This is a genomic window from Rothia sp. ZJ1223, assembly GCF_016900985.1.
GTDB lineage: Bacteria > Actinomycetota > Actinomycetes > Actinomycetales > Micrococcaceae > Rothia.
Map to the genome: position 1 here is coordinate 322,318 of NZ_JAFEUT010000003.1, position 15,357 is coordinate 337,674.

Sequence of the window (15,357 nt, forward strand, 5' to 3'; positions counted from 1 at the left end):
CGCTTATTGCCATCAAAATAAAACTGAGAACGAGTCACAGAACAGAAGTAAACAAGTAAAGCGGGTCACGGGGTGAGGTATCTAAGTGAGCGCAACCATGAGGTTCTCATAATCAACGCGCAACGTAGCTCCTCCTACACCCGAATCGTCCCCTTCGGTTCTGCTACCATCCGTCAAACGTACAGTCCCACCACCGGTCACCACTCCTTCCCCTCTAAAATTGCCAGCTTCAATTGCTTCATGACGAGCCACCAGTGCATACACCGCATCAGAAAAATTTTTACTCAGCGAAAACGAACCATCAGCAACACTCTCAACCACTAAGTTGTAGCCCTCGCTCAGAGCAAGAATCTGTTCTTCATCCTCAAGATGCTTACCGCCCACTGTTACCCCGTCAAGCAGGGGTAACAACCTCTGGCAATGTAAAAGTGTTTCCTTCTAAGGCTGCTGCGTTCCAGATGAACTCATTAAGATTCGCTATGAATTGATGGAATTGTTCCGGGGTTCCATGCAATTCTGCCGGTGTACTGCAAACTTCCTTGAGTAGGTGCCGAGGTTGCCGGTTGCGGTTTAATTCTGCCAGTAGAACCCCAGTCTTTTTGCTGAGTGGCTCGTTCATTCTTACCTTCCAGTTTTCTGTTATTTTTTGCGCGGTTGTAGAAAACCCAAGACTATGCAAATCGATCACTGCTTGGAGATCGGCTACAAAATTGAGATTGTTTTCGTTCTGGTAACCGACAAATTCTCTGTATTGCGCTTCAAGCACCACAATGCTGGTAGGGGTAAACCTGTCTTGGGTAGTGAGCGTTTGGCTTCAAGAAAAGACAGTTTCGGTAGGTTCGCTTGTGTCCACAGGATTACTGGACTTTTAGCATCTTCCGTACCCAACAAACGGTTAGCGGCTGGCTCTCCTGAAAGCGCCCATCCCCCCCCCCACGCTGCATCAGCTGCGGATGCCGCCCTCAACATTGATTCACTTGCGGATACTAGCGGTGGTGGCGCAAAAAATTTTGCTGTTTTACGCTCAGCAATATTCGACAGCCGACCTGCTGTCCTCACGATTTCTTCGGGTTCTGTGAGTCCCCATGGTTTAAATCGTTGTGCCCGCCGAGACACAGGTTCAAATTCATCCCCTGATAATTCGGGAATTGAGGTATCAAGCAGATAGCGTGCGGCAAAAGCTACGTCCGGCTCCGATGCCGGGGCAAGAGATATCTCTGCTGAGTAACCAAAGACGAGCGCGATTTCTTACAGGGGTATTCAAAGAGGGAGCGGTTGCTCCTGTGCTCATTCGCAGGAGCGTTGAGCGTGTGATACCTGCTTTACGTGCGGTTGAGGTGGGAGTCTGATTAGCAAGCTCCAGCAAACCATTAATATCCATACCCACAATTTCATAAAACTGTTGCCTGAATGCAACAGCTGGTGCAAGCATGCAGCAGTGAGGGGAGTGTGGCGCTAGTGAGATTCTACGATTGTGTTCTCTGCCCCGAGCTGTTGTGAAGTATGCAGTTTCGGTGCAGGTTTCAGCGGAATCACCAGGAGCAGACCTACACCGACCACCACCATGATACCCAGAATGCCCCAGGTCTGAGCGCCCATGAGCGTCACGAAGAAACCAAAGAGAGCAGGCGCTAGAAAGCTAGCAGCGCGTCCGGTGGTTGAGTACAGACCGAAAAGTTCGCCCTCTTCGCCCGCCGGTGAGACCCTTGCCAGGTAGGTGCGGGCAGCTGACTGCGCCGGCCCCACGAAAGCGCACAATGCCAGGCCGCACAGCCAGAAAATATTCTTGCCCTCAATAAAAAGCAGCGGAGTTGCCGCCACCAGCACACCCACCAAAGACGCCATAATGACGGTCTTGGGACCGAGACGGTCATCCAGCAAACCACCAATGAGAGCACCAACACCTGCCACAATATTGCCAGCAATAGCAAAGACAATGATCTCTCCGGCGCTAAACCCAAAAGAGCCGGCAGCGAGAATACCGCCAAACGTGAAAACGCCGTTGAGCCCATCCCTGAAAATCGCACTCGTCACCAGAAAGTAGAGGGTGCTGGGGGTCGAACGGTAAATACGGGCGATGGTGGCAAACAGTTGCTTATAAGCGCGCACGATACCTGCAACACCGCCGGACTCTGTAGCTGTTGCCTGCACTGGTTGCTGCTGACCACGCAGACTCAGCAGCAGGGGCAACGACAGCGCCACGCACCACAGAGCAGAAAACACCGCGATCAGTCGGTAGGTCAGGGAGGGGTCGTCTTCGGGTAGCGGCAGCACACCGGGGTTAATAAAAAGCACCATGACGATCACCAGGGCGACGATGCCGCCGAAGTACCCAAACGCCCAGCCTAAACCACTAATTTTGCCAACGGACGCCGGAGTCGAGATACCGGGCAGCAGCGCGTTGTAGTTAACGATGGAGAACTCATTGACGATATTTGCCAGTGCAATGAGCGCTACACCAAACCACAAAAAGCTGGGGTCGGGCAGTACGAAGAAACACAGCGCCATCAGGGCAGCCGTTGCGAAAGTGTTAGCTCCCAACCAGAACCCGCGTTTGCCAGTGGCATCCGCCCGTTGCCCGCTGATGGGTGCCAGCAGAGCAATAAAAAGACCCGCGATGGTCAGACCGGTAGACATCACCGCGGTGGTGTGCGTTTCAGAGCCGAAGGTCGAACTCGTGAGATACAGGGCGGTAAAAATGAAGGTGGTCATAATCGCGTTGAAGCTCGCGTTACCGGCATCCCAGAGGGTCCAGGCGAAGACTTTTTTGCGGTCGGGTGTAGTTGCCATGCTCCCTATGCTAGCGGGCGCAGTCACCGCAGAAGTTATGCGACGGGTCTTTATACTCAAGTAAGTTATTTTTTATGTAACCTACCCGGCATAGGATGGTCTGACCCTGGTGTTGGTTTTAGCGGCGAGTCAGCCTAAGACTGTGCAGGCACCATCAGAAGTGAGTCGATAAGCATCTATTATGCGCTGGCTGTGATGACGAGCATCTATAGTAGATAAAGATTAGATATGCACCGCTATTCGTCCTTTATGCTGCCCACGGCATCTAACCTCTAGGATTCATTTGAGGCTTATTCAGCTCTTTCTAACTCTGTGATGACGCTGCGTGAGACTCAGCGGGAGCCTGCGTTACCTCTTCACCGGAATCTAAAACGCCCCGACCGATAACGCCCAGGTTCATCAGCTCAGTGATGTTGTATTCAAAGGCTTCAGCGGGAATTTCCGTGTCGTAGAGTTCTTCGAGTCGTTGACGCAGTTTCGCTGTTTCAAGGGGTTTTTCCAACTCAAACCAGATATCACCAGCGAAGAAAGACACCTCAGAGAGCTTGTCACCGCGCATCAGAAGCACCCGCTCGTCAACGCGGTAGGCGCTGCTGCCCGGCCCTCGCCAGAGCAGGTGGGCAGCGGCCGGGTCTCTCTGGGCGTAGGCGACTTCTACCTCTACCGGCGGTTGCACCAACTCGGCGGCGCGTCCACCCCGCAGTAACCCCTGCACCAGCGGCAGAGCCTCTTCAATTTCGGAGTATTCCAGACGCAGGGCACCGCCGCAGTCGTTAATAAGCTCAATCAGTTTCTCCACCCCGTGCTCAGTGGCAGCAACACCCGACGTCTGACCGGTGATGGTGAGTAGCGCGTCCACCATATCAACGGGCACCAGACGCGGAACAACGTGGTTCTCACTCTTATCACGCGCCAAAATAACGAGCTGGGTCAGGGTGAAAGACTGTTCTGAAGAAGGAATCTTCAAATCTGCGCGAGCAGGTGAAATCTGCTCCTTTGGACGCGCGGGGTCAACAATTACCGAGAGCGGTTTGAGGTAGGGCACTACCGAGTAGTCGGCGTCCACGATGACGGTTTCATCGGTAAGGTAGGTCAGGTGCTGACCCAAGAACCGTGATGCCGTGGTTTTGCCGGTGCCTGATTCAGCAACGAGTGCCAGCGCCCGCCCCGTTTCGGGGTCGCCCAACGCCGCCGCGTGGAACATCTGGTACTTACCCACCAGCGTCATAATCATGGTGATAGTAATCTGGCTGACCAGGCTCTCCATGACCTGCTCATCAGAGCTGTAGCGAAGAAACAGCAGGCGGCCAGTGTTCTCGGTGCTTTCCGCCAGCACCTGCCGGTAGTATTCGTTGTCCTCTTCAAGAATGATGTAATACGCACTCTCATCTTCCAGCGGAGTAACGTCATGAAGCACCTGCGGGTTCAGCGATTCCCACGCTTCACAGATGGTTTGTGCAAGTTCTTGGGCGTGGTCTACGCGCACTACAACAATAACCGGCACTCCTGCTGGGCTCAAGGCTACAGCTACACTCACTGAATCTCTTTTCATTAATCTCTTGGCATATGCCAAAGGGGTAGGTTACTACTGGGCAGAAATATCGGCGCGGTGAAAGTTCTGGTAGCTACGCGAGGCAGTCGGCCCGCGCTGCCCCTGATATCTGTTGCCGTAGGCACCGCTGCCGTAGGGGTGTTCGGTGGGGCTGGTGAGCTGGAAGAAGCAGAGCTGACCCACTTTAGAACCCGGCCACAACATAATGGGCAGGGTTGCCATGTTTGATAGCTCTAGGGTGACGTGACCCGAAAAACCGGGGTCGATGAAGCCCGCGGTGGAGTGGGTTAGCAACCCCAGGCGTCCTAGCGATGATTTACCTTCAAGGCGTGCTGCCACGTTATCGGGTAGTGTTACCTGCTCATAGGTAGCACCCAGCACGAACTCACCGGGGTGCAAGATGAAGGGCTCGTCCGAGGCAACTTCAACCAGTCGGGTCAGCTCCGGCTGATCTTGCGACGGGTCGATGTGAGCGTACTTGTGATTATCGAACAGCCTAAAGAACCGATCGAGTCGAACATCGACGCTGGCAGGCTGAATCATTGCCTCGTCGAAGGGCTCTAGCTTGATGCGGCCGTTATCTATTTCTTGGCGTATATCGCGATCTGAAAACAACACTCTTTAAAAATAACCTACACACCGCCCCTCATTCTGCCTCAGCGCCACTGTGCCAAGGCATGACTTTCCAAAACCGGCGCGAACCCACTAGAATGAAAGCTGTACCGCTTTTTATTGTGGACGCGCGGCTGTAGCTCAATGGTAGAGCGCACGCTTCCCAAGCCTGATACGCGGGTTCGATTCCCGTCAGCCGCTCCATTTATCTTCAACAATAAGTACTCAGTCGGTTCTGCGCACTCAGGTGTGCAGGGTCGACTTTTTCTTTGCCGTCTTATAGGTACACTAGGGGTTATTCAGTACCTGCACATCCCACCGAAGTTGTCGGAATTTCTGTCATTCTGCGATAAAAAACGCCATAAATTTAGACAATTTCGATACTGCGGACGCTTATTCAGGCTGAGCATTAGCTAAGGAGCACGGCAAGAAGACTACCTAGCTGGGCTGAACACAAGGATTCCTCAGCGAGCGAGAACGTAAAACATTGCGCTCAGGCTCTCTGTATGAATAGTCCCTGTGAGCGCTAACGAAGCAGACCACATTGCTTAGTTCGCGGCTGCGTCCAAAGACCTTTCCAATGACGACGGACGTGACCTCCCACCTTGTGTAGGGGACTAAACTGATAAGTAATTACATCTATATCCTCTTTTAGCGTTAGGTTTCTTCGTGGAGTCCCTACTTCTCTTCTCTCTCATTCTGGTGGTAACGCTGGCGGTGAGCGGCGCTGCCAAGGTGAAGGATTACACCTCAACTGCCACAGCTATCTTCAACCTCAAGATTGATAAGTGGCTGCCGGTGCACGTCAAAACAGCGGCGAAGATTCTCCCCTGGGCAGAAATCGCCCTAGCGGTCGTATTACTTTTTGCCCCCGGAATCCTACAAGTTATTGCGACCTTTTGCGCTCTGTTGCTCTTTGCCTTCTACTGGGTGGTTATTGCGCGCGCCGTCATGAGCGGCAACACCGCAAGCTGCAACTGTTTCGGCACCGCCTCTAGCGCACCTATTTCTCGGTGGACGCTGGCTCGCAACACCGCACTAGTCCTCGCCGCCGTGGTGGTTGTTGCAGGTGCTTTCGCTGATGGACGCGCACCGCTTATGATGCTGCTCGACCTCACCTTGGAACAGTGGTTCTGGCTCGCCGGTGCCGCTCTAGCATCAGCAACCCTGTGGTTCATCTACCGTTCAGAGACTATCGCCCCGGTGGCAGCACCCGCAGAGTCTGTGTCAGTTGCCAGCTCTGCGGCAGCTACCGCTCACCAAGGCAGAGTGCAGGAGGTACCCGCGTCCGCTAATCCCTACACTGACAGCCAATTCGCCGAAGAATCAGTAGAAAAAGATTACGTTCGTCTGCCCATTCCCTTTGGCAACATTGCAGAACGCAACGGGCAGGTTCACACCCTACGTCAGTTAGCTGCAACGCAGGCTCGCGTGCTCATTTGGGTCTCCCCCGGATGCGGTTCCTGCCTCGGTATCATCCCCGAGTTTGAACGCTGGCAAGAAAAGTTGGGGTCACTGGTGGGTGTTCACCCGGTGGTGCGTAATGAGGAGGCCGCACAGCGTCTTGAAGTACCCGAAAGTGTACGCATCCTTATTGATAACGACGGCAACGCCCAAGCTAATTTCGGTGACGGAACCCCCATGGCAATAGCTATGGGCGCCGACGGTCTCATGGCAGGCGGCCCGGTCTGGGGCAAGAAAGCCGTCATCAAGTTCATGGACGACCTACTTGCCGAGTTCGACGCCTAACCCCCTCCTCCGAAGAAAGTAAGTGCATCATGGTTGAAAAATCTCTGTGGCAAGAAAAAATTGAGCAGAGCCCCTCTCATTCGCAGTGGTATATTCAGCGTTTTGAGACAATGCGAGCTCAGGGGCAGGATATTTGGGGTGAGGCCCGCGTGATTGATGCGATGGTTTCTCGCGGTGCGCGTATTCTTGACGCTGGTTCTGGCGCTGGTCGGTTGGCTGATTATTTGCAGCGGGCAGGTCATACGGTGGTCGGTGTTGATGTTGATGCGGCTTTGATCGAGGCTTCTCGGCAGCTCAATGGTGAGGTTGATTTCTATCAGGGCGATTTGGCCCTGTTGCCGGAGGTGCTTGATACTGATGCTTCCTTCGATGCGATTGTGTGCGCCGGTAATGTGGTGACCTTTTTGGCGCCGTCTACCCGGCGGTTGGTGTTGGAGAATTTCGCGGCGGCACTGGCTGAGGGCGGACGCGCCGTTATCGGTTTTGGTGCTGGCCGTGGCTACAGCTTTGACGAGTTTTTCGCCGATGCTGAGGCAGCTGGTTTGACAGTTCAGCAGAAGTTCTCTACCTGGGAGCTGCATCCCTTGAGCGAAAGCAGTACCTTCTTGGTAGCTGTGCTGGGGCGGTAATCCCACCCGTGTGAGACAAAGCAGGACGCCCGAACAAACATGTTCGGGCGTCCTGACTGTATAAAGTTCTATAAAGCCAGATCTCTAGGGGTGAACCTTGGGTTCTTTAGTTACCCGGCAGCAGATTGTACTGACGCAACAAATCATCGGGAGCTAAGAAACCAAAAGCGATCAGCCCCAGCACAAGGGCAGTGGTGATAGCCACCGCGGCACTACGCCAGCCAGGGTGCAACTCGTTGAAAGTCACCAGCCCCGGCCATTGCTGAGAAAAGGCAACCACGTTAATACGCGAGAACACGGTGGTTTGCGGGGCAATCTCAGAAGCAATTTTACGCATCGTTTTGGCGTCCCAGATTCTGCCGTCAACGCGCATCAGACGCTTTTTCTTCTCGTTCACCGCCCACAGAGCGGGGGCGCCCTTGGCAACTATTTTCTTGCCTGCTTCTTCTTGGGCGATGGTTTTCTTAGGTGCCAGGTGCTCCACAAACACTGTGTGCGCGATATCGGCAAGTGGCACAGCCTGCCAGCCGATCATGCGTCCGCACATTACATGAGTTTCGGTACGCACAATAATAGTGGGCTTCAAGAAAGAATAAATGACAAAAAAGGCAACTAGCAGAATAAGCACCAGCACTACCGCAAAGGGTAGTACCGGACGCTTGTAGGCTAGAAAGCCGAGAATGCCTACAGAGAGCAGCAGAGCGGGCAAAGCTGCCATGATTCTGCGAAAGTAAGAGTTAATGCGCGGGTGGTAAATTGCGACCACTTCGCCGTACTTATCGGGTACCTGATGTGCGTGTTCTGCCATAGGTTCATAGTAGCCGTTCAAGCAGGTTCAAACGTATTTATCAGTGCCCGGTGGTGGGAACCTTAGGTGATAGACGGCTCACGTTGAGAACACAATGAATGAACGCTGCCCCTGGCATAGGCTAAGGGGCAGCGTTCATGTATTAGAAGGTTTATGCGTTGACTCCGCGCAAATCCAGAATCAGATCCTGTTCGTCTTCTGGATTGCCGGTGACCACCACGGGGATTCCCCAATCCTGCTGGTAGAGGTGACAGGCGGCGTGATCGGGAATCTCACCACCGGGTTCGCCATCGCAGGCAGCAGCGCGGGCGGTAATATGCAAAACTGCCTCAGTAATTTCGGGGTTAAGCACCAAGGCACGGGTTAGTCCCTGTGACGTTCCAGCGCCCTTAAGAATGAAGTTCTCCGGGGTAGAAGAAATCTTCAACTGGGTAGGGTCGCCCCAGCGGGTATCGAGCTTCTGCCCCTTAGGGGCGGTAAAGCGGGATTCAAAGTTCAAGATGCCGCCGGTCAAGCAGGTGGAGGGGCGGGTCACCTGCGAGGCGCCCTCATCAACCTGCTGCATCTTCTCAGGGATCGCCACACGAGTCAACTCATGAGCGTTAGCCTCAACCACAATCAAGCGGGAGCTACCGTCCTCAAGGGTCTCCACCAGAACGTCGGACGGCTCTGCAAGACCCCGAGCTACAGTTCCCAGTTCGCCAGTTGCCGGGTCAAAACGACGAATAGCGCCGTTGTAGGTATCTGCCACCGCAAGAGACCCGTCAGGCAACTGGGTGACGCCCAGGCAGTGCTGCATACGCGCGTCAGCCCGCTGTCCGTCCACAAAACCAAAGTCAAAGAGACCAATGCCCACAGCTGATTCGACCTGCACCGCCCCGTCCGTAAAACTAATACGACGCAGCGCTGAGGTTTCTGAATCTGCTGCCCACAGCGAACCGTCGGTAGCTTCAGCCAAACCTGAGGTTTGAGCGAACCAAGACTCATCGGCAACACCGTCTTTGAGACCTTCAGCGCCGGTACCGGCAAAGACGCGCACCTGGCCGTTGCGCGGATCAAAACTAAAGAGCTGGTGGGTACCTGCCATTGCCACGATGAAGGCATCTGCTTCGCGTGACCACACCAAATCCCAGGGAGAAGAGAGCGATACGGTCAGCGGGTCAGCACCCTCAACAATAAAATTAGAGTCCCCCAAGCGGGCGCTCTCAGCATCAATTAGGCGCTGCACACCGCTGCCGGCAAGGGTAGTTACCTCACCGGTAGAAAGATTGACCCCGCGCAGACGATGGTTAACAGAGTCAGCAACCACCAGATCGTAGCCCAGCTGCTCGCGCAGGTTTTCGGGCACGAGGGCAACACCCTGGGGTTCGTTGAAGCGGGCGCTCTCAGCATCTCCGTCAGTGTAGCCCTTGGTAGTACCGCCGATGGTACGCAGGGGGCTGGTAAGGTCTTCAGCGACCTGCACCAGACGGTGACGAGCCGTATCAGTGACCACGAAAGTTTTTTGCCCGTCCCCAAACTCAGCAGGCAGTTCTAGTGCTTTACCGGGGAAAGCGAAGGTGCCTTCAGGCTTGGGACGCGGCACGTAGGGACCATCGCCTCGATGTAGGGTGCCCTTGGCATCGTGTTCTTCAACCAGTTCGCGAACCAGCGATATCAGCCCCTGCACATGCCCTTCACCGGAAAGGTGGGCAACAATGTACCCTTCGGGGTCAAGAACCACCAGGGTCGGCCAAGCGCGGGCGGTGTAAGCCTGCCAGGTCTCTAAGTTAGGGTCGTCCAGAACGGGGTGGGTGATGTCGTAGCGGTCAACGGCGGCAGCGAGCGCGTCCGGGTCTGCTTCGTGTTCAAACTTGGGTGAGTGTACGCCAACGGTCACAAGCACATCAGAAAATTCTTCTTCTAGAGGACGCAGCTCATCAAGCACATGCAGGCAGTTCATGCAGCAGAAGGTCCAGAAATCCAGAATAACGATTTTGCCGCGCAGGCTTTCGAGTGAGAGCTGTTTGCCGCCGGTGTTGAGCCAGTTGCGGCCCACTAGTTCTGAGGCGCGAACGCGCGTTGTTTGTCGGATGTTCTCGGCTGAGTGTGTATTCGACACTGTTGTTCCTTAGAAGCTAGGTGGTGTAAAGGTCTCGGCTGGCGTCGCAGCTCGAATGAGCGGGCGCGCAAAAGTATTGCGTTTTAGCCTAACAAGTTAGCGCGGTTGCTGCCTGTTTGTTGCTGTTCGGGTAGCTAATTAGAATCAACGTGACATGTACCCGTAATATTTCGTAGGAATGTCGCGCTGTCTTGGGCGCGAGGGGGTTTTAGTGGGTGAAGGTCGGTGGACACGTTGAGTGGTGAACCTGTCAAAGAGCTGCGCAAGGTCTTAGCGCCGCGCCACCTAGCAATGATTGCAATGGGCGGCGCTATTGGCGCAGGTCTTTTGGTGGGTTCGGGTACAGCTATTGCCGTTGCAGGGCCCGCCGTAATCATCACCTATCTGCTAGCGGGCACGGTGCTCTTTGCCGTCATGCGAATGCTGGGCGAGCTATCATCTCTCTCCCCTGATACCGGTTCTTTTGCGGTCTACGCCCGCACCTACATTGGGCGCTGGGCAGGGTTCTCGGTGGGCTGGCTCTACTGGTGGTTCTGGGCGGTAACAGCCGCCATTGAGGCGACCGCCGCCGCGGTGATTATCAATAGCTGGCTGCCCGCGCTCCCCCAGTGGCTGACAGCCCTCGGGTTCATGGTTGTTTTCACCGGCATCAACCTACTGACGGTGCGCTCCTACGGCGAGGCAGAGTTCTGGTTCTCTTCCATTAAAATTGCCGCCATTGCAGCCGTCATGGTGGTAGGGCTGATTGCCTTAGCCGGTGGCTTTTCCGGCTCGGGCGCGTCCTTAGACAATCTGACCAATGATTTTGCGCCCAACGGTGCCGCAGGTATTTTCACAGCCCTGCTTGCCGTCATCTTCTCGATGTTCGGCGCCGAGATTGCCACTATTGCAGCCGGTGAATCGACAAACCCGCGCGAAGCTGTGGTGAAGGCAGTAAATTCGGTGGTGTTCCGCATCCTACTGTTTTACGTGGGAGCTGTGGCGATTGTAGTCACGGTGATACCTGCGTCCTCGGTGATTGCCGGTGTCTCGCCTTTCGTCACCTTGCTGGAGCGCCTGCATATCCCCTATGCGTCAGTGGTGCTCAACGTGGTGGTACTGACCGCCCTACTCTCTTGTCTAAACGCCTCTATTTACTCTTCTTCGCGCATAGTATTTGCAATGGGGCAGGGGCAGGACGCGCCGCCCACCTTCACCCGTATTTCTAGTACCGGCGCGCCGTGGGTGGCGGTACTGGTCACCGGTGCTGCCGGTTTTGTGGTGAGTCTGCTGAACTACCTGATGCCGCAGCAGGTGTTTTCATTTTTGGTGAATACAACCGGTGCTACGGGTATTTTTGTGTGGCTGATTATCACGGTCACGCACCTGCGTAGCCGCCGGGTGCTCCTGGCGCAGGGGGTTGATGTTACCCAACGCACCGATGTGCTGACGGTAAAGTTTTACCCTTGGATCAACTGGCTACTGGTTGTTGCCTTGGGCGCTCTGCTGGTCTTTATGGGTGCAACGCAGGCGCACCGTCAGGAGGTTCTACTCTCATCGGCAGTAGCACTGATGGTGGTAACGGTGGGCTTGGTGCGTAACAAACCCACCCCGCCGGTGGTAGGGTCTACCGGCGCGCGTCAGCGTCGTTGAGCTCTTCAAACATGGCGTTGTAGGCTTTGAGCTCGGCATCGTTATCACGGTCAGCCTGACGGTCTAGGCGCTTGGTGAGTTTAGTGTCAGATGATGCCCACTGAATCGCCACAATCACCGCTACGAGCATGGTGGGAATTTCACCCATGCCCCACATAATAGCTCCGCCCAGTTGCTGATCTTCAAGGGCCGAGCCACCCCAGGGGCGTCCCAGATTACCAAACCACGAAGCAAGCAGCAGGCTGTTGCCATGCATAATCGCGATGCCTATAAAGGCGTGATAGCCCAGGGTTGCGATCAGAAGTAAGAGGCGGAAAGGGTAGATGGGGCGGTACGGAATGGGATCAATACCGATAAGCACCAGCACGAAAAGGTAGCCGGTGAGCAGAAAGTGAACCAGCATGAACTCGTGCCCCACGTGGTATCGCATCGAGATGCCGAACATGGGGGTGAAGTACATGAGCACCAGCGAACCGGCAAAGTTAAAGCCAGCAAAGAGCGGGTTGGTGATGACTTTTGACCAGGTGGAGTGTACCAGACGTAAAATCCATTCGCGAGGGCCGCGGGTGCCATCCTGACGTGGTTGCAGGGCAGTAAGCAACAGGGTGACGGGGGCGCCCAGCACTAAGAAAGTCGGCACAATCATGGTCAGTGACATGTGCTCAACCATGTGAGCAGAGAAGAGCACCTGCGAGTACACCGCTAAACCGCCGGATGTCGCGTAGAAAAGCAGGGTCAGCCCTACCAACCATGAAGCAAGACGCAGTGGGCTACGTTTGCCGCCGAGGGCTCGCACCCGCGTGTATGCCCACACGTAGACAAAGGCAAGAAAAGCGATGATAGCTACCCAGAACCAGTCCAAACGCCACTGGGTAAACCATTCAATCACGTGGGGTTCCGGCGGCATTTCGTAGTTGGTAATAATACGCACCGGGGTTGCATCCACCGGCAACTCATCGCTCTTGGGAGGCGCAGTACGCGAAAGCGCCACCGCCAGACCGCTCGCTGCACCCATAATAATCAGCTCGGCGATAATCGCCTGCCACAGCCCGCGAATACCGCTAGTCTTGCCGCTTTCCATCGCGGGAATCAGGCGTACCCGGTGTGCCACACCGATAGCCCCCAGCATCACGGTGAGTGCCAGTTTCAGAACTACTTGCATTCCGTAATTGCTGGTGAGATCAGCCCAAGAATTCATGCGTAGGCTGGCGTTGATAACGCCCGAGGCCAGCAAAAGCACAAAGCTAAAGAGCGCAACTGTTGAGTAGCGTTTGAGCACAGCAACAACCATCGAGACCCTGCGCGATGCCAGGGTAGAATCGCGACGACCAGCAACGGTGCCAGTACCTGCGTCCGCCCGCGAAATCGTACGGGAAATATAGGCGAGTGTGATGAGTCCGCCCGTCCACAGACTCATACCCAAAACGTGCAGCCCCAGGGAGTTCACCGCGCCCATGTGGTCGTCACCGCCAGAGGAGTGACCGGTCAGCGCCAAAGTGACGATACCCAGCAAAGAAAGTGCCAGCGTAAGTAGCAGGCTAGTGAGGGAACGCACCGCAAAAGTGAGGCTCGAAACTACCAGGGCAACACCCACCGTAAACGCCTGGGCTTGGCCCGCGGTAATAGTAGTGATGTAGCTGGCAAGTTCTTCGGTATAGGTTTCTGAGGTGTTCACCGCGCGCCCGGAAATTTCGGCGTAGGCGAGCACCAGCTGTGCAATGGAGGTCAACGCCCACACCACTGAGGACGCGGACGCTAGGTTCATGATGGCGCTGAAAGCCGGGTACTGCTCACGCTTAAGGTTGGCTATGCGCTGGTCTTTGGTGTAGGTATGCGCCATGTTGTAGTGAGCTTTGCCCACCGTGTCATCGGTAAAACGCGGCACAATACCTATCGCGAACAAAAGGGATCCAATGAGGGTCGCTAGAGCAGTATTCTGGAACACCTCAACCACAGGCAGCAGCCAGCGTACCGTAGGTCCAGCGTCCGCCAGTTCAGTACCGGCGTTGGCACCGGTGAGTATAAATGAGGCGACCATGAGCATCAGCGCTACAGCGGGGAAAACCCAGATCCAGTGAGGGGCGATTCCGCGCACTGTACCGCTTAGCTGTTTCATGTTTTAACCTTCAAAGAATTGTTGCCCAATATACTGCCCTGGGGCGCATCCCGGTGGAAGAGCAAAAACTGCCGATCCGATGGGTACCGTCCAAGTGTTAAGCATATCTAGTGTGGCAAGTCTGCGCTGAATAGGTACAAACTGAGCCAGCGGATCCACCTGGTAGGAGCAGAAAATCAGACCCGATTGGGAGATTCCGCCTGCGGTATCACCGTGCTGGGAGATTCCCGAGGCAGCTGCCACGGGCAGGTCATAGTTGTAGGGTCTGCGGAGGATGCGTTCGATATCCTTTTCTGGTGCGGCACGCCTGATGTGGGCGTAGGGGGCAATAACCTCAAAGCCTAATTCATTGACCGCCTCGAGGTCTGCCTTATCGTGCTCATGTTCACCGGTCAGGGGCGCACCGTTAGAGAGTTTGCGTCCCACAGCGTCTTCACGAGCTGGCCTATCTGAGAGGTCCCAGGTGTCTAGATTCATATGAATACGGCGGATTACCAGAGAAGTTCCACCGGGTACCCAAGGGGTGAGTCCCTCAACATTTTCTCCCCACACGTACCGGTCAATCGTGCCGTCTTCTTGTCGGGGGTTCACGGTACCATCAACCTGCCCAAAAAGATTGCGCGGGGTCTCACCGGGTTTTTCACTACCGTGGGCGCGCAGAAAACCATCTTGCACCCACCGCACCGTGACAAAAGGACGCGCGCCTTTGAGTAGGGTGCGCTGGGCGTGTGCGAGGGTCATGCGGTCGTTAGCGCACAGTTGTAGAAGTAGATCCCCGTCATTCCAGGCGTCTTCTAGACGGTCGATTTCATCAAAAGCCGGTAGAGGTTTAAGCCACTGCGGTTTAGCTGCTGGGGCAGCTATGTCAAAGATTTTCTCGCCAAAGCCGAAAGTCACGGTAAGGTTGGCGGCAACGGCGGCAAGCTCGGGTTCTTGGTCGACAAGCGAGGGTTCCCCGGCGCACAGCTTAGTGGCGTCAGCGGTGAGAACCCTCATCAGCCGAATCAGCGCCTGGGTATTGGTGCCCTCATATAAATCCAGAGCGATGAAAACAGCATGAGCCTGGGCAGGAGTATCAATTCCCGCTTGGCGTTTACCGTAGAAGGCAACCCGCGCGTCCATCAGCGGGGTCACCTCGCTCTGAGACTGTTTCTCTTCTTGCTGCCCCGCAGAAGTAGAGCAAGCCGCTGTGGCAAGAGCTACGGCACCTAGCCCAACGCCAACAACCGCCCGACGTGTGGTGGAACGTGATGTAATTGAAGAAGTGAGTGAATCGGGGGTTTGCTCAGCCACAGCTTAACTTAACTCTTCTCGTGAATCTTTACTCTGACTGAGGCAACCAGCTACACATCATCTCAGCAAGGTACA

At 55.1% G+C, this 15,357-nt stretch carries 12 protein-coding genes and 1 tRNA gene; 4 read left to right on the forward strand and 9 right to left on the reverse strand.

Translation table 11 applies throughout. From position 1 onward, the window contains the following. Positions 1-81 precede the first annotated feature (81 nt). The 5 genes from JTP09_RS05725 to dcd all read right to left on the reverse strand — a co-directional run bounded on the left by JTP09_RS05725 (position 82) and on the right by dcd (position 4,960). A complete protein-coding gene (locus JTP09_RS05725) occupies positions 82-384 on the reverse strand; it encodes a hypothetical protein (RefSeq protein WP_204877484.1) in 303 nt (100 codons plus the stop codon). A gap of 10 nt (positions 385-394) precedes the next feature. Next, a complete protein-coding gene (locus JTP09_RS05730) occupies positions 395-766 on the reverse strand; it encodes a hypothetical protein (protein ID WP_204877485.1) in 372 nt (123 codons plus the stop codon). A 689-nt stretch (positions 767-1,455) separates the two neighbouring features. Beyond that, positions 1,456-2,790, reverse strand: coding sequence for an MFS transporter (locus JTP09_RS05735; protein WP_204877486.1), 1,335 nt, complete (start codon positions 2,788-2,790; stop codon positions 1,456-1,458). 304 nt (positions 2,791-3,094) lie between these two features. Further along, complete coding sequence (locus JTP09_RS05740; protein ID WP_204877487.1) at positions 3,095-4,327, reverse strand: hypothetical protein; 1,233 nt, start codon at positions 4,325-4,327, stop codon at positions 3,095-3,097. 48 nt (positions 4,328-4,375) lie between these two features. Next, on the reverse strand, positions 4,376-4,960 hold the full coding sequence (gene dcd / locus JTP09_RS05745; RefSeq protein WP_204877488.1) for a dCTP deaminase: 585 nt from the start codon (positions 4,958-4,960) through the stop codon (positions 4,376-4,378). 124 nt (positions 4,961-5,084) lie between these two features. Here dcd and JTP09_RS05750 point away from each other — a divergent pair. The 3 genes from JTP09_RS05750 to JTP09_RS05760 all read left to right on the forward strand — a co-directional run bounded on the left by JTP09_RS05750 (position 5,085) and on the right by JTP09_RS05760 (position 7,332). Then, positions 5,085-5,158, forward strand: a tRNA-Gly gene (locus tag JTP09_RS05750). A gap of 465 nt (positions 5,159-5,623) precedes the next feature. Further along, positions 5,624-6,703, forward strand: coding sequence for a MauE/DoxX family redox-associated membrane protein (locus tag JTP09_RS05755; RefSeq protein WP_204877489.1), 1,080 nt, complete (start codon positions 5,624-5,626; stop codon positions 6,701-6,703). A gap of 29 nt (positions 6,704-6,732) precedes the next feature. Next, positions 6,733-7,332 carry a bifunctional 2-polyprenyl-6-hydroxyphenol methylase/3-demethylubiquinol 3-O-methyltransferase UbiG gene (locus JTP09_RS05760; RefSeq protein WP_204877490.1) on the forward strand — a complete coding sequence of 200 codons (600 nt, stop codon included), beginning with the start codon at positions 6,733-6,735 and terminating at the stop codon, positions 7,330-7,332. A gap of 106 nt (positions 7,333-7,438) precedes the next feature. Here JTP09_RS05760 and JTP09_RS05765 read toward each other — a convergent pair whose 3' ends face one another. Both JTP09_RS05765 and JTP09_RS05770 read right to left on the reverse strand, forming a co-directional pair. Next, positions 7,439-8,140, reverse strand: coding sequence for a hypothetical protein (locus JTP09_RS05765; RefSeq protein ID WP_204877491.1), 702 nt, complete (start codon positions 8,138-8,140; stop codon positions 7,439-7,441). A 151-nt stretch (positions 8,141-8,291) separates the two neighbouring features. Further along, positions 8,292-10,241 carry an NHL domain-containing thioredoxin family protein gene (locus JTP09_RS05770; protein ID WP_370592514.1) on the reverse strand — a complete coding sequence of 650 codons (1,950 nt, stop codon included), beginning with the start codon at positions 10,239-10,241 and terminating at the stop codon, positions 8,292-8,294. A gap of 225 nt (positions 10,242-10,466) precedes the next feature. Here JTP09_RS05770 and JTP09_RS05775 point away from each other — a divergent pair, with 225 nt between their 5' ends. After that, positions 10,467-11,873: an amino acid permease gene (locus JTP09_RS05775; RefSeq protein WP_204877492.1), complete on the forward strand. Its 1,407-nt coding sequence runs from the start codon at positions 10,467-10,469 to the stop codon at positions 11,871-11,873. Here JTP09_RS05775 and JTP09_RS05780 read toward each other — a convergent pair. Continuing rightward, entirely contained in the window at positions 11,848-13,989 is a 2,142-nt protein-coding gene (locus JTP09_RS05780) for a cytochrome c oxidase assembly protein (RefSeq protein WP_239478834.1), read from the reverse strand. The genes JTP09_RS05775 and JTP09_RS05780 overlap by 26 nt on opposite strands. A 3-nt stretch (positions 13,990-13,992) precedes the next feature. Further along, the gene (locus JTP09_RS05785) at positions 13,993-15,282 is read right to left on the reverse strand and encodes a Dyp-type peroxidase (protein WP_370592515.1); all 1,290 of its coding nucleotides are present in this window, start codon (positions 15,280-15,282) and stop codon (positions 13,993-13,995) included. Positions 15,283-15,357 lie beyond the last annotated feature (75 nt).